The organism is Cupriavidus sp. FW305-46 (assembly GCF_058787075.1).
The window spans coordinates 1-23593 of the sequence record NZ_JBYSZI010000080.1 but is presented as its reverse complement, the minus strand read 5'-3'; the positions used below and the strand labels follow the sequence as shown (position 1 = coordinate 23593).

General features: G+C 68.6%; 20 protein-coding genes. 10 read left to right on the top strand and 10 right to left on the bottom strand.

Annotated elements, in window-relative coordinates; translation table 11 throughout:
- The first annotated feature begins 321 nt into the window (after positions 1-321).
- From AC3WON_RS27975 to AC3WON_RS27960, 4 genes are all read left to right on the top strand, one after another.
- Complete coding sequence (locus AC3WON_RS27975; RefSeq protein WP_492353216.1) at positions 322-2718, top strand: carbohydrate-binding family V/XII; 2397 nt, start codon at positions 322-324, stop codon at positions 2716-2718.
- 218 nt (positions 2719-2936) lie between these two features.
- Entirely contained in the window at positions 2937-4181 is a 1245-nt protein-coding gene (locus AC3WON_RS27970; protein ID WP_492353215.1) for an efflux RND transporter periplasmic adaptor subunit, read from the top strand.
- Positions 4178-7336 carry an efflux RND transporter permease subunit gene (locus tag AC3WON_RS27965; protein WP_492321484.1) on the top strand — a complete coding sequence of 1053 codons (3159 nt, stop codon included), beginning with the start codon at positions 4178-4180 and terminating at the stop codon, positions 7334-7336. Before AC3WON_RS27970 ends, AC3WON_RS27965 begins: the two co-directional genes overlap by 4 nt.
- A complete protein-coding gene (locus tag AC3WON_RS27960) occupies positions 7333-8781 on the top strand; it encodes an efflux transporter outer membrane subunit (protein WP_492321483.1) in 1449 nt (482 codons plus the stop codon). The genes AC3WON_RS27965 and AC3WON_RS27960 overlap by 4 nt, the downstream gene beginning before the upstream one ends.
- 34 nt (positions 8782-8815) lie before the next feature.
- Here AC3WON_RS27960 and AC3WON_RS27955 read toward each other — a convergent pair whose 3' ends face one another.
- The 3 genes from AC3WON_RS27955 to AC3WON_RS27945 form a co-directional block, all read right to left on the bottom strand.
- Positions 8816-10174, bottom strand: coding sequence for an MATE family efflux transporter (locus AC3WON_RS27955; protein ID WP_492321482.1), 1359 nt, complete (start codon positions 10172-10174; stop codon positions 8816-8818).
- The gene (locus AC3WON_RS27950) at positions 10167-10682 is read right to left on the bottom strand and encodes a winged helix-turn-helix transcriptional regulator (RefSeq protein ID WP_492321481.1); all 516 of its coding nucleotides are present in this window, start codon (positions 10680-10682) and stop codon (positions 10167-10169) included. The genes AC3WON_RS27955 and AC3WON_RS27950 overlap by 8 nt, the downstream gene beginning before the upstream one ends.
- 137 nt (positions 10683-10819) lie before the next feature.
- Positions 10820-11734: a LysR family transcriptional regulator gene (locus tag AC3WON_RS27945; RefSeq protein ID WP_492321480.1), complete on the bottom strand. Its 915-nt coding sequence runs from the start codon at positions 11732-11734 to the stop codon at positions 10820-10822.
- A gap of 127 nt (positions 11735-11861) precedes the next feature.
- Here AC3WON_RS27945 and AC3WON_RS27940 point away from each other — a divergent pair, with 127 nt between their 5' ends.
- The 3 genes from AC3WON_RS27940 to AC3WON_RS27930 all read left to right on the top strand — a co-directional run bounded on the left by AC3WON_RS27940 (position 11862) and on the right by AC3WON_RS27930 (position 15295).
- Positions 11862-13355 (top strand): acyl-CoA synthetase, encoded by a 1494-nt coding sequence (locus AC3WON_RS27940; RefSeq protein WP_492353214.1) that lies wholly within the window; start codon positions 11862-11864, stop codon positions 13353-13355.
- A 52-nt stretch (positions 13356-13407) separates the two neighbouring features.
- Entirely contained in the window at positions 13408-14406 is a 999-nt protein-coding gene (locus tag AC3WON_RS27935; RefSeq protein WP_492353213.1) for a Bug family tripartite tricarboxylate transporter substrate binding protein, read from the top strand.
- 154 nt (positions 14407-14560) lie between these two features.
- On the top strand, positions 14561-15295 hold the full coding sequence (locus AC3WON_RS27930) for a hypothetical protein (protein WP_492321478.1): 735 nt from the start codon (positions 14561-14563) through the stop codon (positions 15293-15295).
- A gap of 39 nt (positions 15296-15334) precedes the next feature.
- On the opposite strand, the gene dapB is transcribed toward AC3WON_RS27930, so the two are convergent.
- On the bottom strand, positions 15335-16144 hold the full coding sequence (gene dapB, locus AC3WON_RS27925) for a 4-hydroxy-tetrahydrodipicolinate reductase (RefSeq protein ID WP_492321477.1): 810 nt from the start codon (positions 16142-16144) through the stop codon (positions 15335-15337).
- A 45-nt stretch (positions 16145-16189) separates the two neighbouring features.
- Entirely contained in the window at positions 16190-16639 is a 450-nt protein-coding gene (locus tag AC3WON_RS27920) for an Lrp/AsnC family transcriptional regulator (protein WP_010809873.1), read from the bottom strand.
- Positions 16640-16767: 128 nt separating this feature from the next.
- Here AC3WON_RS27920 and AC3WON_RS27915 point away from each other — a divergent pair, with 128 nt between their 5' ends.
- From AC3WON_RS27915 to AC3WON_RS27905, 3 genes are all read left to right on the top strand, one after another.
- Complete coding sequence (locus tag AC3WON_RS27915; protein WP_492321476.1) at positions 16768-17949, top strand: saccharopine dehydrogenase family protein; 1182 nt, start codon at positions 16768-16770, stop codon at positions 17947-17949.
- Positions 17946-19463 (top strand): L-piperidine-6-carboxylate dehydrogenase, encoded by a 1518-nt coding sequence (gene amaB, locus AC3WON_RS27910; RefSeq protein ID WP_492321475.1) that lies wholly within the window; start codon positions 17946-17948, stop codon positions 19461-19463. Before AC3WON_RS27915 ends, amaB begins: the two co-directional genes overlap by 4 nt.
- A gap of 141 nt (positions 19464-19604) precedes the next feature.
- Positions 19605-19799: a hypothetical protein gene (locus tag AC3WON_RS27905; RefSeq protein WP_029048349.1), complete on the top strand. Its 195-nt coding sequence runs from the start codon at positions 19605-19607 to the stop codon at positions 19797-19799.
- 69 nt (positions 19800-19868) lie between these two features.
- Here the strand turns inward: AC3WON_RS27905 and AC3WON_RS27900 are convergent, their stop codons facing one another.
- From AC3WON_RS27900 to prfA, 5 genes are all read right to left on the bottom strand, one after another.
- Positions 19869-20492, bottom strand: coding sequence for a UbiX family flavin prenyltransferase (locus tag AC3WON_RS27900; RefSeq protein WP_492353212.1), 624 nt, complete (start codon positions 20490-20492; stop codon positions 19869-19871).
- A gap of 8 nt (positions 20493-20500) precedes the next feature.
- Complete coding sequence (gene grxD, locus AC3WON_RS27895; protein ID WP_041228169.1) at positions 20501-20812, bottom strand: Grx4 family monothiol glutaredoxin; 312 nt, start codon at positions 20810-20812, stop codon at positions 20501-20503.
- 121 nt (positions 20813-20933) lie between these two features.
- Positions 20934-21827, bottom strand: a complete 894-nt coding sequence (gene prmC, locus AC3WON_RS27890) for a peptide chain release factor N(5)-glutamine methyltransferase (RefSeq protein WP_492353211.1) — start codon at positions 21825-21827, stop codon at positions 20934-20936.
- A 144-nt stretch (positions 21828-21971) separates the two neighbouring features.
- Positions 21972-22301, bottom strand: coding sequence for a hypothetical protein (locus tag AC3WON_RS27885; RefSeq protein WP_492353210.1), 330 nt, complete (start codon positions 22299-22301; stop codon positions 21972-21974).
- A 190-nt stretch (positions 22302-22491) separates the two neighbouring features.
- Entirely contained in the window at positions 22492-23574 is a 1083-nt protein-coding gene (gene prfA, locus AC3WON_RS27880) for a peptide chain release factor 1 (RefSeq protein WP_010809881.1), read from the bottom strand.
- Positions 23575-23593 lie beyond the last annotated feature (19 nt).

The following is a 23593-nucleotide window of genomic DNA, read 5'->3' as shown; positions in this document are numbered from 1 at the left end:
GCTTCAAGGGGCGATGGGGTGGCATCAGGCCAAGCAAGATGCACACCCGCCTTGGCTGCGCGCGTCGCAACGTCGCATTGCGGCTTGACATGGCCGCCTGGCGCCCTGACTACTTCTTGTATGAAGGCCGCTGTCGATGGCCGCCGCGCATGCCCCATGCCACCGGCTGATCTGTCTTTTTTGGGACGGATCCTGAATGTTTTCGAATCAGATTGTTCGGCTTGGCGGCCTAATTTAGATTCGCGGGATGGGCCGCCTTGTGCAGCATCGTGCCCGCGGTGCCGGCCCGCCGGTGCAGGCGGCTTCCTCCCGGAGAAACCCATGTCTTTTCGCCTGAAGCAGACCAGCGCCCTGATCGCCGCGGCGTGGCTTGCACTTGCACCGCTCAGCCCGCAGGCCGCCACGCCGGCCAAGCCCGCGGCGCCTGCCCTGGCCTGGCCGCGCAACTTCGACGCTGCCAACGATCACGTGGAGCTGTACCAGCCCCAGATCGAGACCTGGGACGGCAACCGGCTGTCCGGGCGCGCGGCGGTGGCGGTGGGCGAGAAGTCGGGTTCTCCGACCTACGGCGTGGTGCATTTCTCGGCCACCGGCGATATCGACAAGTCCTCCGGGCTGGTGCAACTGACCCGGATCACGGTGGACAGCGTCGAAGTGCCGACGCGGCCCGACGCCGCCGACCGGGTGCGCCAGGCGCTGGTGTCGCGCCTGCCGGCCAACGGGCTGACGGTGCCGCTGGACCAGCTGCAGGCCAGCTACGCGGTATCGCAGCAACTGGCCAAGGCTGGCCGCGTGGCGGTGCGCAATGACGCGCCCCAGATCCTTTTTGCCACCACGCCGACGCTGCTGGTGCTGGTCGACGGCGACCCGGCCTGGCGCGCCGTGCCGGGCACGCAGTACGAACGGGCGCTGAACAGCCGCGCGCTGCTGCTGCGCGAATCCGGCGGCGAGCTGCACCTGAAGGCGGCCGGCTACTGGTATCGCTCCGAATCGGCCGGCGGCGCCTGGGAAGTGATGACGACCGTGCCCAAGGCGCTGGAGAGCGCGGCCACCAAGGCGGCGGCCGGCATGAAGCCCGATACGATGCTGCCGGCCGACGGCAAGCGGCCGGCCAGGGCGCCGGCGATCCTCTTTGCCACGCAGCCGACCGAGCTGGTCATGACCAGCGGCGCGCCGCAGATGACGCCGGTCAGCGGCGTCAGCCTGCTGACGATGTCCAACGCCGACCACGCGATCTTTGTCGATCCGGCCGCCAACCAGTATTACGTGCTGGTCTCGGGCCGCTGGTTCCGCGCGCCGATGCTGACCGGGCCGTGGGAGTACGTGCCCGGCAGCCAGCTGCCGGCAGACTTCGCCAGGATCCCGGCGACCGATCCCAAGGCCAACGTGCTGGTCTCGGTGCCCGGCACGCCGCAGGCACGCGAGGCCGAGATCGCCGCCACCATCCCGCAGACCGCCACGGTGTCGCGCAGCAAGGCCAGCCTGGCGGTGGCGTATGACGGCGCGCCGCGCTTCACGCCGATCACCGGCACCTCGCTCAGCTACGCGGTCAACAGCGGCACGCCGGTGATCGAGGTCGACAGCAGCCACTACTACGCGGTCGCCAACGGCGTCTGGTTCACGGCGCCGGCACCGTCCGGCCCGTGGCACGTGGCCACCGAGGTGCCGTCGGCGATCTACACCATCCCGCCGACTTCGCCGGTGTACTACGTGACCTACGTGCGCATCTATTCGGTCACGCCGGAGACCGTGGTGGTGGGCTACACCCCCGGCTACATGGGCGTGGTGGTCAGCGCCGACGGCACGGTGGTGTACGGCACCGGCTATGTCTATCCGCCCTATGTGGGCGCGGTCTACTACGGCTACCCGGCCACCTATGGCTACGGCGCCGGCTTTGGCATCGGCATGGCCGAGGGCTTTGCCTTCGGCTTCGCCGCGGGCGCGTTCTGGGGCGCGGCCTCGCCGTACTGGGGCCCTTATTGGTGGGGCGGCGCGTACAACTGGAACTACGTCAACGTGAACCAGGCCAATTTCTACGGCCGCTGGGGCCAGGGTACCGTGACCCACGCCCAGGGCTGGAACGCCTGGACCGGCACCGAATGGCGGGGCACCGCCGGCGCCGGCTACAACCCCGCCACCGGGGCGCGCTACCAGGGCAGCCGCGGTGCGGCGTTCAATCCCTATTCCGGCAACTATGCGGCGGGCCGCCAGGGCTCGTTCGCCAATCCGTCGACCGGGCGCGAGGGCGCCGCGCGCGGCGGCGTGGCCGGCAACACTTACACCGGCAACTATGCCGCCGGCCGCCAGGCGGCGGGCTACAACGCGCAGACCGGCCGCGTCGGCGCGGCCGAGGCGGGCATTGCCGGCAATACGCAGACCGGCCAGCACACTGCCGGCAGCCGTGGCTTTGTCGCCAATCCGGACAAGAACAATGCGGTGGTGTGGAACAACGGCAACGTGTATGCCGGCCACGACGGCTCGGTGTACCAGCACACCGACGACGGCTGGCAGAAGCACACCCCCAGCGGCTGGCAGCCGGTGCAGTCCGGCAACGACGCCACGGCACGGCTGGAGCAGCAGCGCCAGGCGCGCGAGGTTGGCCAGCAGCGCTTCCAGGGCACGGCCCAGCAGTGGCAGGGGCGCGGCGGCGGTGGCGGCTTTGGCGGCCGTGCCGGTGGTTTCCGCGGCGGCGGCTTCCATGGCGGGTTCCGCCGCTGAGCCAGGGCTTGGCAGCCAGCGCGGGCAACTGCGCGGGTGCGGGCGAAAGCAAGTCGAAAGCAGTAAAGACGCCTACAAAAGAATTGAATTGGCGCCTGCAGGGCCGAGCCTTACCCTGCCGGTAAAGAGGCGAGTGCGGCCACCGGTCCGGCGCGACGGAAGGTCGCCGGCGTGCGCGCGCGGCAATCGCGTGCATAACCATGGCGGGAGAGGGATCCGTGAACACTGCTTTCCATTGGCGCGGCGCGCTCTGGCTGGCCTGCGCGATGACGCTGGCCGCCTGCGGCAAGGACAAACCGGCGCCCAGCGCACCGCCCGCGGCGGAGGTCGGCACGATGACGGTGGCGCTGCGCGATGTGCCGATCGTCTACGACTTCGTCGGCCAGACCCAGAGCTCGCAGCAGGTAGAGATCCGCGCGCGCGTCAATGGCTTCCTGGACCGGCGCGTTTATACCGAGGGCGCGGTGGTCAAGGCCGGCGAGACCATGTTCCTGATGGATCCCAAGCCGTTCGCCGCGGCACTGGATGCGGCCAATGCCGAAATGGCGCAGCAGGTGGCGCGGCTCAAGACCGCCAATGCCGACCTGGCGCGGGTGCGCCCGCTGGCCGAGCGCAACGCGCTGAGCCAGCGCGACCTGGACGACGCCGTTGGCAAGCAGCAGGCCGCCGCGGCCGCGGTCGAGGGGGCTCGGGCCAGTGTCACCAATGCCAGGCTGAACCTGGGCTATACCACGATCAAGTCACCGGTCACCGGCGTGTCGAGCTTTGCCAAGAAGCAGGCGGGCAGCTATATCGATCCGTCGAACAGCCTGCTCACCTACGTGGCCAAGCTCGACCCGATGTGGGTCAATTTCAGCCTGTCCGAGAACGAGGTGCTGTCGTCACGCTCGGAGCAGGAGTCCGGCGCGCTCAAGTTCCCGCCCAAGGGCGCCTTTGACGTGGTGATCGTGATGGCCGATGGCAGCCAGTTCCCGCATCACGGCAAGATCACCTTTGCCGATGCCTCGTTCAGCGCCGAGACCGGCACCTACATGATCCGCGCCGAGGTTGCCAACCCTGACGGCACCCTGCGCCCCGGCCAGTTCGTGCGCGTGAAGCTGCATGGCGCCGAGCGCACCAAGGCCGTGGCGGTGCCGCAGGAAGCCGTCATCCAGGGCCCGCGCGGGCAGATGGTGTGGGTGGTCGGCGCGGACAACAAGGCCCAGCAGCGCGTGGTCGACGTGGGCCAGTGGACCGGCGACAACTGGGTGATCCGCTCCGGCCTGAAGCCGGGCGAGCGCGTGGTCGTCAGCGGCGGGCTGCGGCTGGCGCCCGACGCGCCGGTCAAGGCCACCGAGGTCGCGTCCGGCCAGAAGCCCCCGGCGGGTGCGGCGCCCGCCAGCGCACCGGGCGCACCGGGTGCGCCAGGCGCGTCATCCCCCGTCCAGGCCGAGAGCACGCAGAGCGCAGGGAGCAAGCCATGAAGCTTGCCCACTTCTTTATCGACCGACCCATCTTTGCGTCGGTCCTGTCCATCATCATCGTGGTGGGCGGCCTGGTCGCGCTGACCAAACTGCCGATTGCCCAGTTCCCGGACGTCACGCCGCCGTCGATCACGGTGACGACTCGATACCCGGGAGCCAGCGCGGAAGTGGTTGCGCAGAACGTCGCGGCGCCGATCGAGCAGCAGGTCAACGGCGCGGACCGGATGATGTACATGAACTCGACGAGTTCCTCGACGGGTGACCTGACCCTGACGGCGTATTTCGAGATCGGGACCGATCCGCAACTGGCGCAGGTGGATGTGCAGAACCGGGTCAACCTGGCGCTGCCAACCCTGCCTGAAGCGGTCACGGCGCAGGGCGTTTCCGTGCAGAAGCGCTCGTCCGCGTTCATGATGGTGATTGCCATCTTTTCGCCGGACAACAGCTACGACCAGACCTTTGTCGGTAACTACGCCAACATCTATGTGCTGGATGCGCTCAAGCGCATTCCCGGCGCCAACCAGTCGGCGATCTTCGGCAATCCGGACTACGCCATGCGGCTCTGGCTGCGGCCGGACCGGATGGCGTCGCTGGGCATTACCACGGAAGACGTCAAGAACGCTGTCAGCGCGCAGAACCAGCAGTTCTCCGCCGGCCGTATCGGACAGTCGCCGACCACGGATCCCGTGCTGCAGACGTTCCCGATTGCGACCAAGGGCCAGATGACCGAGCCCGCCGAGTTCGAGAACATGATCCTGCGCGCGCAGTCGGGCGACGCCGCGCTGGTGCGGCTCAAGGACATCGGCAGGGCCGAACTCGGCGTCAAGGACTATTCGCTGCGCAGCCGCTACAAGGGCAAGACCGCCACGCTGCTGGCGGTCTACCAGCAGCCGGGCGCCAATGCGCTGGACGTGGCCAAGCAAGTGCGCGGCACGCTGGCGGAACTGAAGAAGTCGTTCCCGCCGGGGCTGGAATATGAGGTTGCGCTCGACACCACCGAGTTCGTGAACGAATCGATCGACGAGGTGGTGCACACACTGCGCGATGCGGTGATCCTCGTGATCCTGGTGGTCTACCTGTTCCTGCAGAGCCTGCGCGCAACCATCGTGCCGATCCTGGCCGTGCCGGTGTCGATCATCGGCGCCTTCGTCGGCATGAGCATGTTCGGCTTCTCGGTCAACATGCTGACCTTGTTCGGGATGGTGCTGGCCATCGGCATTGTGGTTGACGACGCGATCGTGGTGATAGAGAACGTCGAGCGCAATATGGTGGAGTTCAAGCTGCCACCAAAGGAGGCGGCCAAGCGTGCCATGGACGAGGTGAGCGGCCCCGTGGTTGCGATCGTGCTGGTGCTGCTGGCGGTGTTCATCCCGGTGGCGTTCCTGTCAGGCATTACCGGCCAGCTCTACAAGCAGTTTGCCGTCACTATCGCGGTGTCGGTGGTGCTGTCCGGGGTGGTGGCGCTGACATTGTCGCCGGCGCTTGCGGCAATCCTGCTCAAGCCCGGCGAGCACAAGAAGAACCGGTTCTTCCAGTGGTTCAACAATTCGTTCGATCGCCTGATCCAGGGGTACGACAAGTCGCTGCAGGTCGTGATCAGGCGGACCGTGATCTCCATCGTCATCATCCTTGTCATGATCGGGGTGAGCGTGCTGATGTTCGTGCGGATACCGTCGTCGTTCCTGCCGGTGGAGGACCAGGGCTATCTGTTCGGTGCCGTGGTCATGCCGGATGCGGCCAGCCTGGACCGCACCGGCAACCTCTCCTCCCGTGCCGAGGCCTGGTACGCCAAGCAGCCCGGCGTCAGCTCGGTGGCGTCCGTGGACGGGTACAGCCTGATCGATTCGCAGAACAAGGCCAATGCTTCCACCCTGTTCATCACGCTGAAGGGCTTCCATGACCGCAAGGAGGGCGAGAGCGCGGCGGATCTGATCGCCAAGGCGAAGAAGGAGTTTGCGGGCTACCAGGACGGTGTAAGCATTCCGATCAACCCGCCCTCGATCCCGGGCCTGGGAACCACCGGTGGTTTTGAGTTCTGGCTCCAGAGCACGGCGGACGGCACCTACCAGCAGCTGGAGGAGCGGGTGCATGCCTTTATCGCCAAGGCCCGGCAGCGGCCAGAGCTGACCGGGATCAATTCCACTATCAACACGCGCTCGCGCCAGTTGCTGGTGGAGGTGGATCGCGAACGTTCCGAAACCCAGGGCGTGCCCGTCGAGCAGGTCTATTCCGCGCTGCAGACCATGTTCGGTTCGCTCTTCGTCAGCCAGTTCCCGAAGAACAGCCGGCTGTTCCAGGTGATCCTGCAGGCCGAGGCCGACTACCGCTCGCGTCCGGAGGATCTCGACAAGGTCTACGTGCGCAACCGCACTGGCGAAATGGTGCCGATCAAGGCGGTGACGACATCCCGGTATGTCCCGGGCGCCGATATCATGACCCGTTTCAACAATTTCCCGGCCGCCAAGATCATGGGCGATGCCGCGCCGGGCTACAGCTCCGGCCAGGCGCTTGCGGCCATGGAGGACGTGGCGCGGGAAGTGCTTGGCCAGGGCTACAGTTTTGCCTGGAGCGGACAGGCGTACGAGGAGAAGACCGCCGGATCGACGGCAGCGATGGTCTTTGCCTTTGCCTTGCTGATGGTGTTCCTGATCCTTGCGGCGCAGTACGAAAAATGGACGCTGCCGTTCGGTGTGCTGCTGGCGGTACCGTTTGCGCTGTTCGGTGCACTGGTTGCCATCCTGTTGCGTGGCATGCAGAACGACGTCTACTTCCAGATCGGGCTGACGGTGCTGATTGCATTGGCGGCGAAGAATGCCATCCTGATCTTCGAGTTCGCGGTGGAAATCCGGCACAAGGAAGGCCTCAGTGCCTACGACGCGGCCTTGCATGCGGCCAAGCTGCGCCTGCGTCCGATCATCATGACCTCGCTTGCCTTTATCCTCGGCTGCGTGCCGCTGGCGATCGCGAGCGGCGCGTCGGCGGCCAGCCGACAGTCGCTGGGCACCGGCGTGATTGGCGGGATGCTCGGCGCCACGGTGATTGCGCTGTTCTTCATCCCGATGTTCTTCTGGGGGCTGGAGGTAATGTCCGAGCGCAAGCCGAAGCCCAAGGTCGGGGCCGCAACCACCACGCCACCGGCCGGAGAACCGTCATGAGCGCACGCCACCGGCTGGCCGGTGCCTGTCTGGCCGCAGCGCTGGGCGGCTGTGCCATCGGCCCGAACTATGAGCGCCCGGCCACGCCCGAGCCGGCCCAGTACCGTATCGATACCGGGGTGCTGTCCGTGGCTGCGGACAGCGCCTGGTGGGACAGCTTCGGCGACCCGGTGCTGAACACGCTGGTCGAGACGGCGCTGCGCAACAGCTACGACGTGCGCATCGCCGCGGTCCGCATCGATGAGTTCCGCGGCCAGCTGATGGTGGTGCGCTCGGGATTCTTCCCGCAGGTGAACCTGTCTGCGGCGGCCACGCGCCAGCGCGCCGGCACCTTCAACGGCACGCCGTTCGCGTCGCTCGATGGCCCGCGCAACTCGTACCAGCTGCTCGCCAATGCCAGCTGGGAGATCGACCTGTGGGGCCGCATCCGGCGCCAGGCGGAGTCCGCCGAGGCCAGCCTGTGGAACGCCGAGTACGCGCGCCGTGGCGTGGTGCTGTCACTGGCGGCATCGGTGGTGCAGGGCTATGCCACGCTGCGCGGGCTGGACGCGCAGCTGGAGATCGCGCAGCAGACACTGAAGGCGCGCGGGGCTGGACTGGATATCTTCCGGCAGCGCTATGAGGGCGGGGTGATCTCGCAGGTTGAGCTGTCGCAGGCCGAGAACGATTTCTACGTGACCGAGGCGACGATCCCGGTGCTGCGCAGCGGCATCGCGCAGACCGAGAACGCGCTGTCGGTGCTGCTGGGCCGCGAGCCCGGGCCGATCGAGCGCGGCAAGCCGGTCAATGAACTGCAGCCTCCGCCGGTGGGTGCGGACCTGCCAGCGGCGCTGCTGTCGCGCCGGCCGGACGTGCTGCAGGCCGAGCAGTCCGCCATCGCCGCCAATGCGCAGCTGGGCGCCGCGCAGGCGTTGTACCTGCCGGCCGTCAACCTGAGCGGGCTGTTCGGCGCCATTGCCAGTTCGCCGGCCGGGTTGTGGCACAGTGCCTCGCAGGTGTGGGGCATCGGTGCCGGCCTGACCCAGCCGATCTTCCAGGGCGGCGCCATCCGTGGCCAGGTGCAGACTGCCTCGGCGCAGCGCGACCAGGCCATGCTGGCCTACCAGGGCACCGTGCTGTCGGCCCTGGCCGACGTCAACAGTGCACTGTCCAACGGCATCGAGACCCGCAACCGCCTGGTCAGCCTGCGCCAGCAGGAGAAGAGCCTGGTGGTCTATGCCGACCAGTCGAGCGCGCGCTACGAGGGCGGCTATTCCAGCTACCTGGAGGTGACCACGGCGCAGGAGAAGCTGTTCGCCGCGCAGCTGTCGGCGGTGCAGGGGCAGGTGGACGTGCTGACCGGCACCGCGGCGTTGTACAAGTCGCTCGGCGGCGGCTGGCCGTCGGTGCCGCAGGATGTGCGCGACGCGGGGATGCAGGGGGATGCGAAGGTGTTGAGGCGGTAGCAGGGGCGGCTGGCGCCTGCCAGCCGCATCGCACTTACCGCGCCGACCATTCCCCTTGCCGCACCCCCAGCGCCGTGACCACGCCATAGGCCGTAATCCCCAGCGCCACCCCCAGGAAGTGTCCGTCAAGCCCCATCCCGAACACGTTCGCCAGCAGCCAGCCCCCGCCCACCGCCAGCGCGATACGGCACAGCCCCGCGGCCACCGGCCAGCGCATGCGGCCCGCGCCCATCGAGGCAAAGTACAGCGCCATGCCCAGGCCGAAGCCGCCGAAGGCCGGCCCTACCCATGACAGCGCGCGCGCGGCGATGGTGATCACTTCGGCGTCATGGGTGAACAGGCCGGCAAAGCGCACCGGCGCCAGGCCCACGGCGGTGCCGGCGGTGCCGGCGATAGCCAGCGCCAGGAACGCGCCGACCCATGCCGTGCGGCGGGCGGTATGCCAGTCGCCGGCGCCCACGGCGCGGCCGACCAGCGCGGTCAGCGCCGAACCCACGCCAAAGGCCAGCGGGATCATCAGGAATTCCAGCCGCGCCGAGATGCCATAGGCCGCCACTGCCGCAGTGCCGTGGTGGCGCAATTGCGCGGTGACCAGGATGGTGGTCAGGTTGGCCACCGAGGCCAGCGCGCACGCCACCAGCCCGACCGACAGGATGCGCGCGAACAGCTCCCACGACGGCCGCACCCGCAGCACCGGCACGAAGCCCGCGCCGCCGCGCGCCACCACGATCGCCATGGCCAGCGCCGCGGCCCACGACACCGCCGCCAGCGCGGCGCCGATGCCGGCCAGCCCCATGCCGGCAGGCTCGGCCAGCAGCCACGACAGTGCGGGGAAAGCGACCCACATCAGCGCCAGCACGCGTGCGGCCAGCGCATGGCGGCCGCCGCCGCGCAGCACCGAGGCCAGCGTATTGGCCAGCCACGCCGGAATCGCGCCGGCACCGAACAACCAGATCGCATAGTTGGCAGCGGCCTCCGCCGCCGTGGCGCCGGCCACCGCGCCCAGCACGCTGCGCGGGAAGCCCGCCAGCACCACCGCAAAGGCCAGCCCGGCGGTCACTGCGATCAGCAGCGCGTGCATGACCAGCGAAGATGCTTCCTCGCGCTTGTTGGCGCCGAGCGCGCGGGCGATGGCCGCGACCACGCCGCCGCCCATCGCTCCGGTCGACATCTGCTGCAGCAGCAGCGCAAACGGCAGCACCACCGCCCAGCCGGCCAGCGCCGCCGTGCCCTGGCGCGCGGCCAGCCAGGTTTCGATCAACTGGGCCGCGGCCTGCAGCACGGCGATCAGCGCGGTCGGTCCGGCCAGCTTGCCGATGCGGCGCGCAATTTCAGTGGCCGGTACCGCCTCGGCGGGCAGGGCGCCCGCGGGCAATGCGCGCGTGTCAGTCATGGCGGGCCTCCCCTGGCTCGCCAACGGTCCCGGCCTCGCCAAAGCGCTGCCGCAGGAAGCGGCCGGCACCCGGGCCGGGCAGGACACGCACATCGTCCAGCGTGATCGCGCTGCCGTCGGCGCGCGCCAGCGCCGGCTCGGCAATCTCGGCGCCGGTGCGGCGGTCCTGCAGCAGCGTCAGCGGACCCTTTTCATCGGTCATCCAGCGGTCGGCCCAGGCCTTGAGCGCGACATAGGCCGGAAAGAAGTCGCGGCCCTTGTCGGTCAGCTGATAGATGTGGCGAGCACCGCCCTCGGGCGTGACGCGGGCCAGCAGCCCGTGCGCCACCAGCGTCTTCAGGCGCGCGCTGAGGATATTGGGGGCGATGCCAAGGTTGCGTTCGAACTCGTCGAAGCGCGTGCTGCCGTAGAAGGCCTCGCGCAGCACAAGGATGGCCCAGCGTTCGCCCAGCACGGCCATGGAGCGGGCCACGGGGCAGGGCATCGAGGTGAAATCGGTAGGGGGCATGGTCTCCGCCGTTCTGGTCCTGTCGGCTTGCTTGCAAAATGCAAGTTTTCTGGAGCATAGCTTGCAAAACGAAAGTTTGCAGGGCGGGCTGCCACCCTAGGCCCGGAAAGCGTTCGTTCACCGGCCGGCGGTGCCGGCTACGCCACTGCGTCGCGGAACACCTCAAGCTTGTCCAGTTCCTCGCGCAGGAACCCGATCAGCGCGCGGGTGGCCATCGACGGGTGCAGGTTGGGCGTGGTGATGATGAAGAGCTTGTTGCCCAGCCCCTCCGGGCGCCAGTCGGGCAGCACCGGCACCAGCCGGCCGGCGCGCACTTCCTCCCAGCCGATGTAGACCGGCAGCATGCCGATGCCGTGGCCCTCGCGCACGGCGCGCGCCAGGAACAGGAAGTGTTCGGACTGCAGCTTTGGCGTCAGGGCCACGTCCACGCGCTGGCCGTCGCGGTACAGCGACAGCGGGAACTGGCGCGGCGGGTACGGCGGGCACAGGAAGTTGCAGCCGGTCAGGTCGGGCGGCGCTTTTACCGGCGGGATGCCTGCGAGGTACTCCGGTGATGCATACAGTTGCCAGCGGATGTCGCAGATTTCACGTGCCACGTGATCCAGCGGCGGCGCCGAGGTGACCTTCAGCGCAACATCGATCTCGGCCGCGATCAGGTCGTTGACGCGGTTGGCGAAGAACACGCGCAACGTAATGCCGGGGTGCTTCCGCGCAAACTGCAGCAGCAGCGGCGCGATATAGGCATCGCCCAGCCCGGTGGGCACGCTCACGCGCACATGGCCGCGCAGGGTCCGGCCCAGGCTGTCGATCTCGGCCTGCGCCGAGGCCACTTCCTGCAGGATGCGCACGCCATGCTGGTACAGCGCATGGCCGGGCCCGGTCAACTCCAGCCGGCGCGTGGTCCGGCGCAGCAGCTGGGCGCCGGCCTGGTGCTCCAGCTCACGCAGCTGGCGGCTGACCTGCGAGCGCGTCACGCCGCGGCGCCGGCCGGCTTCGGCCAGGTTGCCCGCGTCGACGATGTCGACGAAGGCCTGGATCAGGTTGAGGTCCATCGGGGATTGCCTGCAGGATTGTCGCGTCTGGTGCAACATTGTGATTCCGATGCGCGTGATTGTCGATGCACGGCTACGCCGATACAGTGGTCGGCTGACAGAACGGATCGCATACAGGAGACAACGGATGGCCACGGACCTCTGGTTTGAAGACATGCACCGCAGCGGCGAAGAACTGCTGGCGCGCGGCGCCCGCCTGGCCGGCGGCCTGCGCGCGCTGGGCGTGCAGGAGGGCGACGTGGTCGCCGTGCTGCTGCGCAACGATCCGGCCTATGCCGACGTGGTCCATGCCTGCCGCACCGCGGGCTGCTACTACTGCCCGATCAACTGGCACTTCACCGCCGAGGAGGTGCGCTTCCTGCTGACCGACAGCGGCGCCAGGGTGCTGCTGGTGCAGGCCGACCTGCTGCCCGTCGTGCGCGACGCCGTTCCGGCCGGCATGACGGTGTTGTCGGTGGGCGGCCCCGCCGAAGGCGCCATCGACTATGAAAGCTGGCTGGCGCAGCAGCCGGCCTACGACGGCCCGCGCGTGGCGCCGCGCGGCCATATGGCCTACACCTCCGGCACCACCGGCCGGCCCAAGGGCGTGGTGCGCCAGCCGCTGCCGCTGGACCGGCTGGAGGAACAGCTCGCGCGCATGCGCTCGGTGGTGAGGCAGACCTATGGCATCGAGCCGGGCTGCCGCACGCTGATGTCGGCGCCGCTGTACCACAGCGCGCCGGGCTCGTTTATCCAGAACGCGCTGCAGATGGCCGAACGCCTGGTGCTCACGCCGCGCTTTGACGCCGAGCAGGTGCTGGCGCTGGTGGAAAAGCACCGCATCGACGTGCTCTACCTGGTGCCGATCATGTACGTGCGCCTGCTCAAGCTGCCGCCCGAGGTGCGCGCGAAGTACGACCTGTCTTCGATCCGCTTCGTCGCCTCCACCGGCTCGCCGTGCTCGCCCGAAGTAAAGCGCGCGATGCTGGAATGGCTGGGCCCGGTCATCCATGAAACCTACGCCTCCAGCGAAGCCGGCATGATCACCGTGGCCACGCCGGCCGATGCCGCCGCGCGCCCGGGGACCGCCGGCAAGCCGGTCGATGACGCCCAGCTGCGCATCCTCGACGAGAACGGCCGCCCGTGCGCGCCGGGCGAGGTCGGCCTGGTCTACGTGCGCCAGCCGGCTTACCCCGACTTCAGCTACCGCAACAATGACGCCGCGCGTGCCGCCATCGACCGCGACGGGCTGGTGACGCTGGGCGACATGGGCTATGTCGATGCCGACGGCTACCTGTTTATCTGCGACCGCGCCTCGGACATGGTGATCTCCGGCGGCGTGAACATCTACCCGGCCGAGATCGAGCATGAGCTGGTGCGCTACCCCGGCGTGGCCGACTGCGTGGTGTTCGGCATCCCCGACGACGAGTACGGCGAGCGCCTGCTGGGCATGGTGCAGCCGATGCCGGGCGTGGAGATCCGCGAGGCCGAGGTGATCGACTGGCTGCGCCAGCGGCTGTCGGGCTTCAAGGTGCCGCGCAGCATCGTGGTCGAGGCGCAGCTGCCGCGCGATGAAACCGGCAAGCTCGCCAAGCGCCGGCTGCGTGACCGATACTGGGAAGGCCGCCAGCGCCGCGTCTGAGCGCGTGCCCGGCCTGGATCGATCACGACCGATAACAACAGGAGGAGACGCGATGCAGAACAAACCAAGCGGACGGCGCGCCTGGCTCGCCGCGATGGCAGCCGGCGCGGGGTGTGCGCTGGCCATGTGGGGCGGGGCCGCGCAGGCCGCCTATCCCGATCGTCCGATCAAGCTGGTCGTGCCCTACACCCCCGGCGGCTCGACCGACCAGTTCGGCCGCGCGCTGGCCGACGGCATGTCGCGCCAGCTGGGCCAGACCGTGGTGGTGGAAAACCGCCCCGGCGCGGCCACCATGATCGGGACCACCAGCGTGGCGCGTGCGCCCGCAGACGGTTACACCATGGTGCTGGCCACCAACGGCAGCATGGTGCTCAACCCGATGCTGTACAAGAAGATCAACTACGATCCGCCCAAGGACTTCAAGATCTTCAGCATCGACGCCGAGGTGCCGCTGGTGGTGGTGACCAACAGCAAGGTGCCGGCCAGCAATATCCGCGAGTTCGCGGCCTACGCCAAGGCCGCGGGCGGCAAGCTCAACTATGGCTCGGTCGGCCTGGGCAACGCGCTCCAGCTGGCCACCGAAATGCTCAAGACCGAGCTGGGCATCAGCGTCACCCACGTGCCCTACAACGGCAGCGCCCCGGCGCTGTCGGCGCTGCTGGCCAACGACGTGCAGCTGATGGTGGATGTGGTCAGCACCTCGCTGCCACATATCAAGGCAGGCAAGCTCAAGGCGCTGGCGGTCACCGGCCGCACCCGGCTGGACGTGCTGCCCGACGTGCCGACCGTGGCGGAAGGCGGCTATCCCAACTTCCAGGCCGCCACCTGGTTCGGCCTGGCCGTGCCCGCGCAGACGCCGCCCGATGCGGTGGCCAGGCTGCAGGCCGCCGCTGCCCACGTGCTCAAGGACGCGCAGTTCCGTTCCACCTTCAGCGCGCTGGGCTTGGTCGTGCAGGCCCCGCGCACGCAGGCCGAGATCGACCGATATATCGAAGCCGACCGCGAGCATTGGGGCAAGGTCATCAAGGCCAATAACATTTCGTTGGACTGACTGGAAGTGCGGGAGCCGCCAGGGCCATGGGGTAAGCTACTGCTCGCCCCTGGCCCGGCAGGCCGCCGGTGACTTTCCCGTCACCGCCCGCGCCCAGCAGGAACAACCCGGCCGGGGCGGGCTCCAACCCGGAGCCGTTCATCAGGAGTCCGATTTGAAATTCCCCGTTGCCGGGCTGGCGTTTGCCGGCCTGCTGGGCGCCGCTGCCGGCGCCATTGCCGCGCCCGCTTCCGCCCCTGCCGCCAAACCAGCCCCCGCACCGGCCAAGGCCCAGGCCAAGGTCGAGAACAGCGCGCTGTCGCCGCTGCTGGCCATGCTGGAAATCGGCAACCCGCTGCCGGCCTTGCCGGATTGCGCCGACAAGCGCACGCCCGATGGCCGCGACGTCACCGGATTCTGTGTCGAACTGAAGGGCGATGGCCTGATGCGCCAGGTCGGCGTGCCGCGCGCGCAGCGCCCGTCATTCATGGACGGCCCCTTTGTGCTGGCCTTTGTCGACCGCAATGCGCTGGTCGGCCTGGTAGTGCCGACCGCCGGCGCCAACTCGCAGCAGGCCGCGGCCGACAGCGTCAGCGCGCTGTACGGCAAGCCGTTCCGGCAGGAGCAGGTCGACATGCCCGACAAGGCTGGCAAGAGCGTCAAGACGCTGCACGCCGGCTGGATGCACAAGCCGCTGACGGTTGAGCTCTACGCCATGCCGGAGGACCCCAACACCGGCACCATCGAAATGCTGCTGCCGCAGGCGCGCGTGCTGATGGCGGACAAGGATGCCGAGGTGGACAAGCAGCTCAATCCGGCCTCGGCACCCGCGGCCAAGGGCGGCAAGGCTGCCGCCGCCAAGCCCGCGCCGAAGCCAGCCGCCAAGCCGGAGAAGCCTGGCAGCTGGTAACACCCGCAGCAGGCGGCCTGGCCGCCTGCGCACCTGGCCTCAGAGCCCTTCCATCACCTTGTCCAGCCCCCGCACCACGCCGCGCACGGTGTTGACCTTGCGGATCGCCAGCAGCGCGCCGGCGACATAGGGCGTGGAGCCGTCGCCGGCCTCGTGCTTCAGGTGCAGGCGCTGGCCGTCGGCGCCGAAGATCACTTCCACGCCAAGCTGGTAGCCCGGCAGCCGCACCGCGTGCACCTGCGTGCCCGACATGGTGGCGCCGCGGGTTTCCTTCGGGCCCTTGACCTGGTCGACCGGCACCGCCTGCGCGGCGGCCTTGACCTGGCCGAGCCGGTAGGCCAGCTCGCGCACGGTGCCGGAGGGCACGTCGATCTTGCCGGCCTTGGCGTAGTCGATGATCTCCCAGTGCTCCAGGTGGCGCGCGGCCATCTCGGCAAACTTCTGCAGCAGCACCACCGTGATGGCGAAATTGCCGCAGGCGAGCACGCCGCGGTCGGCCTGGCGCGCGGCCGCGTCGATCTCGGCATAGTCCTCGTCGGTCAGCCCCGAGGTGCCCACCACCACGTGCGCGCCGTGCGCCAGCGCCTGCAGGATGTTGTGCTTGGCGATGCCCGGCTTGGTGTATTCGACATAGACGTCGTAGGGCGTTTCCCCCAGGGCCTCGATGCTGGCGGCCGCCACGCCCGGCGTATCGGCATGGCCGGTCAGCTGCGCCAGAGGTTGCCCGGCGGCGCCGCGCGACAGGCCGGCCACCAGGGTCATGTCGGCCGCATGGGCCACGCCGCGCGCCAGTTCGCCGCCGGCCCAGCCGGTCACGCCGCCCACGGCGACACGGATCGGGTTGTTCATGTTCTGTTTCTCCGCAAAGGCTGATGGGTTTGGCAGCATACCGCGTCAGCCGGCGGCGCGCCGGCGGTCGAGCTTGCGCGCCAGCACGATCGAGGTGGTGGTGTGGTTGACGCCGTCGAGCATGCCGATCTCGTCGAGCAGCCGGTCCAGCCGGTCATGCGTGTCGCAGCGGATCGCCACCAGGTAGTCGACCGGGCCGCTGACGGAATTGACCTCTTCGATCTCGGGCAGGCGCTGCAGCGCGCGCAGGATGGCGGGCGCGGCCTTGGGCTGCACCGACAGGCCGCAGTAGGCCAGGATGGCGTTGTCTTCCATGCGCTGCCCCAGCCGCACGCCGTAGCCGGCGATCACCCCGCTGCGCTCCAGCCGCGCAATGCGCGCGACCACGGTGGTGCGGGCGATACCCAGGTGCCGGGCGAGGTTGGCGGCGCTTTCACGGGCATTGGCCTGCAGCAGCGACAGCAGGTGCCGGTCGGTGGTGTCGAGTTCGGTCATTGCGTCGGGATGATTCGTCGTTTCGTTCGATTATGGCGGTTTTTCGTCGTTATTGCGGCTTCATTGTGTCGCGCGCGCTATCCATACTCCAGTCAACGGGACAACCTTTTCTTGTGGACGGAGACACCATGCAAGCCTCGAACCTGGGCCGGCAGGCCCCGCGCGACCTGCCCAAGGCGACCCGCCCGCTGCACGTGGCGGTACTGGGCGCGGGCAAGATCGGGCGCACCATTGCCACCATGCTGCATGACAGCGGCGACTACCGCGTCAGCGTGGTCGACCATGACGCACGCCGCCTCGACGGCCTGCCGCGCGGCGTGCTGGCGCGCGCCGGCGACCCCACCGAGCCCGGCACCTGCGCCGCGCTGCTGGCCGGCGCCGATGCCGTGCTCAACGCGCTGCCGTTCCATGCCGCGATCAGCGTGGCTTCGGTGGCGGCGCGCCTGGGCGTGCATTACTTCGACCTGACCGAGGACGTGGCCGCGACCCAGGCCATCCGCCAGCTGGCGCAAAGCGCGCGCTCGGTGCTGATGCCGCAGTGCGGGCTGGCGCCGGGCTTTATCGGCGTGGTCGGGCATGACCTGGCGCAGCGCTTCCTGCGCGGCGGGGGGGAACTGCTGGACCTGCAGATGCGGGTCGGCGCGCTGCCGCGCTACCCCAGCAATGCGCTCAAGTACAACCTGACCTGGAGCACCGAGGGACTGATCAACGAGTACTGCAACCCGTGCGAGGCCATCGTCGATGGCCGTCGCGTGGAACTGACGGCGCTGGAGGGGCTGGAAAGCTTTGCGCTGGACGGCATCGAATACGAAGCCTTTAATACATCTGGCGGCCTGGGCACGCTGCCCGAGACGCTGGCCGGCCGCGCGCGCCATGTCGACTACAAGTCCATCCGCTATCCCGGCCATTGCGCGCTGATGAAACTGCTGCTCAACGACCTGCGCCTGCGCGAACGCCGCGAATGGCTGCGCGATATCTTTGATCGCGCCATTCCGGTGACCGACCAGGACGTGGTGATCGTGTTCGCCACCGCCACCGGCTACCCGGCCGGGGGCGAACGCGGGCGCGGGCCGCTGACGCAGGCTTCGTTCTCGGCGCGCATCGGCGGGGTGGATGGCAAGGGTGGCCATGTCAACGCGATCCAGCTGACCACTGCCGCGGGCATCTGCACCGCGCTGGACCTGGTGGCCACCGGCGCGCTGCCGCAATCCGGCTTCGTGCGGCAGGAGTCGATGCCGCTGGACGCCTTCCTTGCCAATCGCTTCGGCCGCCATTACACGCAGCATCCGCTCCAGGAGACCGTCATATGAAAGCGCAAGAGTTCGCTGCCTGCTGGGATTCGCTGGGTCTACCGCGGCCGTGGCGGGAGGGCACGCCGGCCGGCGCCGTGACGGTCCGCTCGCCGGTCGATGGCGAGGCCATCGGCCATGTCCCGGCCTGCACGCCGGCGCAGGCCGATGCGCTGATCGCCCGCGCCCACGCGGCCCAGACAACCTGGGCGCTGCTGCCCGCGCCCGCGCGCGGCGAGATCGTGCGGCGCTTCGGCGAGGTGCTGCGCGAACACAAGCCGGCGCTGGGCCGGCTGGTCTCGCTGGAGTCCGGCAAGATCCTGCAGGAAGGCCTGGGCGAGGTGCAGGAGATGATCGACATCTGCGACTTCGCGGTCGGGCTGTCGCGCCAGCTGCACGGACTGACCATTGCCTCCGAGCGCCCGCAGCATGCGATGCGCGAGACCTGGCATCCGTATGGGCTGTGCGGCGTGATCTCGGCCTTCAACTTCCCGGTGGCGGTGTGGGCGTGGAATGCAGCGCTGGCGCTGGTGTGCGGCAACGGCGTGATCTGGAAACCCTCGGAAAAGGTCTCCCTGTGCGCGCTGGCCGCGCATAGTCTGCTGGAGCGCGTGCTGGCCGCGGCGGCGCCGCAGCACGCCGGCATCTCGGCGGTGCTGCCGGGCGGGCGCATGCTTGGCACCCACCTGGTGTCGCACCCGGCGGTGCGGCTGGTCAGCGCCACCGGCTCGACCCGCATGGGGCGCGAGGTCGGCATTGCCTGCGCCGGGCACTTCAAGCGCAGCATCCTGGAGCTGGGCGGCAACAATGCCGCCATCGTCGCACCCTCGGCCGACATCGAGCTGGCGGTGCGCGCCATCACCTTTGCCGCGGCCGGCACGGCGGGCCAGCGCTGCACCACGCTGCGTCGCTGCTTTATCCACGCCGACCTGATGGACACCATGGCGAGCCGGCTGATCACGGTGTTCGACCGCCTGCCCGTCGGCGACCCGCTCGCCGACGGCACCCTGGTCGGCCCGCTGATCGACACCGCCGCGGGCGATGCCATGGCCAATGCGCTGGCCGCCTGCCGCGCGCAGGGCAATATCGTCACCGGCGGCGAACGGCTGCTGGCCGACCGCTACCCGCATGCCTGTTACGTGCGGCCCGCGCTGGTGATGACCGACGCCCAGCACGACACCATGCTGACCGAGACCTTCGCGCCGATCCTGTACCTGATGCCGTACACCACGCTGGATGAGGCCATCGCGCTGAACAATGCCGCGGCGCACGGGCTATCGTCGTGCATCTTCACGGAATCGATGCGCGAGGCCGAGCGCTTCCTGTCCTCGGCAGGCAGCGACTGCGGCATTGCCAACGTCAACATCGGCACCAGCGGCGCGGAGATCGGCGGCGCCTTCGGCGGGGAAAAGGCAACCGGCGGGGGCCGCGAGTCGGGATCGGATGCGTGGAAGGGCTATATGCGCCGCGCCACCAACACCATCAACTATGGCGATTCGCTGCCGCTGGCGCAGGGGATACGGTTCGAGATCTGATGGCATCCCTGGATGTGTTACAGGGCGCGTAGGGAACGGTAACAAGCCTTACACGCCTTTGACGCCGTATTACGGCTTCTGCCCGTATAACGTCAGCAGGGCAGGCACATGCCCGTTCCGACCCAAGGACGAAAGATGAGAATGCTGACGATTGGACTGGCTGCCGCTGCGGCATCCGTCACCCTGCTGGGCGGCTGCGCCGTCTATCCCACGCCTGCCGGCCCCGCGGTCGGCCCTGCGCCGGTGTACGTGGCGCCCGCGCCGGTGGTGGTGGCGCCGCGGCCGTACTACTACGGTGGCTATGGCTATTACGGGCGGGGCTACCGCCGCTGGTAATGAGCGCGGTTGGCACGACAATGCGGGAGGATGCCGGCGCGTAGAGAGAGGCCGCGCGCCGGCCGCAGTTCAGTTGCCGGCCGCGTCGCCGGCCCTGGGGTTCAGCCCGCCCCAGCTGGGCGCGAGCGTCTGCCCGATCTCCGGCAAATCCACCAGGTCGAGCACGCGCCCGACCGTATGGTCGACCAGTTCGGCAATGCTTTGTGGCTTTTGGTAGAAGCCCGGCACCGGCGGGAACACGATCCCGCCCATTTCCGTCACCGCCGTCATATTGCGCAGGTGCGCAAGGTTCAGCGGCGTTTCCCGCACCATCAGCACCAGCTTGCGCCGCTCCTTGAGCGTGACGTCGGCGGCGCGCGTGATCAGGTTGTCGGACAGGCCGTGCGCAATCGCCGCCAGCGTGCGCATGGAGCAGGGGGCCACCACCATCGCCTGTGCGCGGAACGAGCCGCTGGCAATGGTCGCGCCGATGTCGCGCACGTTGTGCACGACGCCGGCGAGCGCCTCCACCTCGGCACGGCTGATGTCCAGCTCGTGCTGGAGGTTCATCACGCCGGCCGGCGAAATCAGCAGATGGGTTTCCACCGAGGGCGCCGCGCGCAGCACCTGCAGCAGGCGCACGCCGTAGATGGCGCCGGTGGCGCCCGTGATGGCGACGATCAGCCGTTTGGGTGTGCCGCCAGTCACGGACATACCGGAACTCAGCCCTTCAGCAGGGTTTGCAGTTCGCCGTTCTGGTACATCTCCATCATGATGTCCGAGCCGCCGATGAATTCGCCGTTCACGTAGAGCTGCGGGATGGTCGGCCAGTTGGCGTATTCCTTGATGCCCTGGCGGACGCCTTCGTCATCCAGCACGTTGACCGTGGTCGGCGCGTCCACGCCGCAGGCCTTCAGGATCTGGATGGCGCGGCCCGAGAAGCCGCACATCGGGAATTGCGCGGTGCCCTTCATGAACAGGACTACCGGGTTGCCCTTGACGATCTGATCGATCTTTTGCTGCACGTCGCTCATGGTTTGCTTTTCAGTGGGGCGATGCCGTGTCGCGGGCGCCGCCTGGGGAGAATGGGACACCACGCAGCCTGGCCGCGTGGCGGGGATCTGACGGCGATTTTACCGGAATCGCCGCCGGGCTTCAGTGAGCGGCAGTGGTGCCGCCGGGCCGGGCGCCTGGCCAGCGTCCGCCGGTGCAGCGTTCCAGGCCGGCCAGGTCGCGGGCGGTGAAGACCTCGGTGAAACCGGCGGCTTCCAGCAACTGGCGGGTGGCCTGTGCCTGGTCGTAGCCATGCTCCATCAGCAGCCAGCCGCCAGGCAGCAGCCGGGCGCCGGCACCGCCGACGATGACCCGCAGGTCGGACAGGCCGTCGTCGTGGTCAGTCAGCGCATCGATCGGTTCGAAGCGCAGGTCGCCTTCGGTCAGGTGCGGATCGCCCGCGGCGATGTAGGGCGGATTGCTGACGACCAGGTGAAAGCGCAGGCCCGGCGGCAGCGCCGCGTACCAGTCAGACACCAGGAAGTGGATGCGGTCGGCGCCGAGCGCGCTGGCGTTGTCCTGCGCCACCATCAGCGCGCCGGGCGAGATGTCGGTGGCCCAGACTTGCGCATCCCGGCGCTCGCGCGCCAGCGTCACGGCCAGGATGCCCGAGCCCGTGCCCAGGTCCAGCACGTTCGGCTGCGGCACCTCGGCCAGCCGCGCCAGCGAGGCTTCGGCGGCGACCTCGGTATCGGGTCGCGGGATCAGCACATCAGGCGTGACCCGGAACTTGCGGCCGAAGAACTCGCGCTCGCCGATCAGGTAGGCCATCGGCTCGCCCGCCAGCCGCCGTGCCAGCAGCGTGGCATAGGCGTCGCGCTGGGCGATGGTGAGGGTGTCGGTGTCGCGCGTGATCAGCTGGGTGCGGCTCAGGCCGGTGACATGCGTCAGCAGCATGCGCACTTCCAGGGCAGGCAGCCCGGCCATGGCGGCGAGGGTCTGGGCTTCGCGCAGCGTGGGGGTCGCCGGCAGCGCGGCAGAGTTTGGGGAAGACATCGAAAGGGCGGGGACGGTTCTTTTGCCGGCTACAAAAAACCCCACCGGCGCAAAGGCCTGGCGGGGCTTTGGGGCGGGACTTCCAGCTTGCCGCCAGTGTACCGCTCATCGACAGCGGGCGGCGCAATGCCCCCGCCGGGACGATTACTTATTGACGGCGTCCTTGGCCTTGTCGGCACCCGTGTTGACGGCATCCTTGGCGGCCTGCTTGGCATTTGCCATGGCACTGGCGGCGTCTTCCTTGGCCTTGTCGGCGGCAGCCGAGACGTCGGCCGCAGCACCGCTGGCGGCGGACTTGGCGGCGTCTGCGGCGCTGCTGGCGGCAGCGGCGGCATCGCTCGCGGCGGCCTTGGCGGATTCAGCGGCGCTTTGCATGGCGCTCTCGGCGTTCGAGGCGGCAGGCGGGGCTTCTTCCTTCTTGCTGCACGCGGCCATGGCCGCGGTGATCATCAACAGCGCGAGCAGTTTTTTCATGATTTCGTCCTAGGTATGTTCTCGGGAGTGACTACCCGGCACCATTCTCCGTTTGCCGGTCGAAATCGATTATAGACAGCGGGCTTACCCCTACCAGTGCTGTTTCAAGCATTTACAAGAAATACAAAGATATCGGCGACTTTACGCGGTGTTCGGGGCGGAAGGCCGGCTGCATGACATCTTGTGGTGCTTACGACTCTTCGCCAAGTGCGGCAAGCTGATCAGCCTGGTGTTCTGAGGCCAGCGCCGACAGCAGCTCATCCATGTCGCCGTCCATGATCATGTCGATCTTGTACAGCGTCAGGTTGATGCGGTGGTCGGTGACCCGCCCTTGCGGGAAGTTGTAGGTGCGGATGCGGTCGCTGCGGTCCCCCGAGCCGATCAGGTTGCGCCGCGTGCTGGCCTCCTTGGCCTGGGCGGCGCGCGTCTGCATGTCCTTGATGCGGGCCGCCAGCACCTTCATCGCCTTGTCCTTGTTGCGGTGCTGGCTGCGGTCGTCCTGGCACTCGACCACGATGCCGGTCGGCAGGTGGGTCAGGCGCACCGCGGAATCGGTCTTGTTGACGTGCTGCCCGCCCGCGCCCGAGGCGCGGAAGGTGTCGATGCGCAGGTCGGCCGGGTTGATCTCGACCTCGCCCACTTCATCGGCTTCTGGCATCACCGCGACCGTGCAGGCCGAAGTGTGGATGCGCCCCTGTGCCTCGGTCGCCGGCACGCGCTGCACGCGGTGGCCGCCGGATTCGAACTTCAGCCTGGAAAATGCAGCATCGCCGGCGATGCGCACGATCACTTCCTTGTAGCCCCCCAGGTCTGATTCCGATTCGCTCATCACTTCGACCTGCCAGCGCTGGCGTTCGGCGTAGCGCGTGTACATGCGCAGCAGGTCGCCGGCGAACAGCGCGCTCTCCTCGCCGCCGGTGCCGGCACGGATTTCCAGCAGCAGGTTGCGGTCGTCGTTGGGGTCCTTGGGCAGCAGCAGGCGCTGCAGGCTGGCTTCCAGGGCTTCCAGCCGCGCGCGCGCGCTGGCGATCTCGTCGGCGGCAAAGTCCTTCATCTCCGGATCGTCCAGCAGCGCCTGCGCGGTGGCCAGGTCGTCCTGCGCCTGACGGTACTGGCCGTACTGCTCGGCCACCGGCGACAACTCGGCATGTTCGCGGCTGAGCTTGCGGTACTGGTCGATCTTCGCGGTCGCGTCTTCGCGCGCGAGCAGGGCGTTGACTTCATCGAGTCGCTCGGCCAGTTGGTCGAGCTTGGCAAGCATGCTGGCTTTCATCGGGTGCGGGGGAAAGAGG

Excerpts from the sequence above, each read along its gene's own strand:
- prmC (WP_492353211.1), bottom strand. The coding sequence starts at position 21,827 with ATGTCTTCCCCAAACTCTGCCGCGCTGCCGGCGACCCCCACGCTGCGC.
- AC3WON_RS27915 (WP_492321476.1), top strand. The coding sequence starts at position 16,768 with ATGCAAGCCTCGAACCTGGGCCGGCAGGCCCCGCGCGACCTGCCCAAG.
- AC3WON_RS27950 (WP_492321481.1), bottom strand. The coding sequence starts at position 10,682 with ATGCCCCCTACCGATTTCACCTCGATGCCCTGCCCCGTGGCCCGCTCC.
- AC3WON_RS27935 (WP_492353213.1), top strand. The coding sequence starts at position 13,408 with ATGCAGAACAAACCAAGCGGACGGCGCGCCTGGCTCGCCGCGATGGCA.
- AC3WON_RS27955 (WP_492321482.1), bottom strand. The coding sequence starts at position 10,174 with ATGACTGACACGCGCGCATTGCCCGCGGGCGCCCTGCCCGCCGAGGCG.
- AC3WON_RS27885 (WP_492353210.1), bottom strand. The coding sequence starts at position 22,301 with ATGAAAAAACTGCTCGCGCTGTTGATGATCACCGCGGCCATGGCCGCG.
- AC3WON_RS27900 (WP_492353212.1), bottom strand. The coding sequence starts at position 20,492 with ATGTCCGTGACTGGCGGCACACCCAAACGGCTGATCGTCGCCATCACG.
- prfA (WP_010809881.1), bottom strand. The coding sequence starts at position 23,574 with ATGAAAGCCAGCATGCTTGCCAAGCTCGACCAACTGGCCGAGCGACTC.
- AC3WON_RS27945 (WP_492321480.1), bottom strand. The coding sequence starts at position 11,734 with ATGGACCTCAACCTGATCCAGGCCTTCGTCGACATCGTCGACGCGGGC.
- AC3WON_RS27905 (WP_029048349.1), top strand. The coding sequence starts at position 19,605 with ATGCTGACGATTGGACTGGCTGCCGCTGCGGCATCCGTCACCCTGCTG.
- grxD (WP_041228169.1), bottom strand. The coding sequence starts at position 20,812 with ATGAGCGACGTGCAGCAAAAGATCGATCAGATCGTCAAGGGCAACCCG.
- dapB (WP_492321477.1), bottom strand. The coding sequence starts at position 16,144 with ATGAACAACCCGATCCGTGTCGCCGTGGGCGGCGTGACCGGCTGGGCC.
- amaB (WP_492321475.1), top strand. The coding sequence starts at position 17,946 with ATGAAAGCGCAAGAGTTCGCTGCCTGCTGGGATTCGCTGGGTCTACCG.
- AC3WON_RS27960 (WP_492321483.1), top strand. The coding sequence starts at position 7,333 with ATGAGCGCACGCCACCGGCTGGCCGGTGCCTGTCTGGCCGCAGCGCTG.
- AC3WON_RS27975 (WP_492353216.1), top strand. The coding sequence starts at position 322 with ATGTCTTTTCGCCTGAAGCAGACCAGCGCCCTGATCGCCGCGGCGTGG.
- AC3WON_RS27920 (WP_010809873.1), bottom strand. The coding sequence starts at position 16,639 with ATGACCGAACTCGACACCACCGACCGGCACCTGCTGTCGCTGCTGCAG.
- AC3WON_RS27940 (WP_492353214.1), top strand. The coding sequence starts at position 11,862 with ATGGCCACGGACCTCTGGTTTGAAGACATGCACCGCAGCGGCGAAGAA.
- AC3WON_RS27965 (WP_492321484.1), top strand. The coding sequence starts at position 4,178 with ATGAAGCTTGCCCACTTCTTTATCGACCGACCCATCTTTGCGTCGGTC.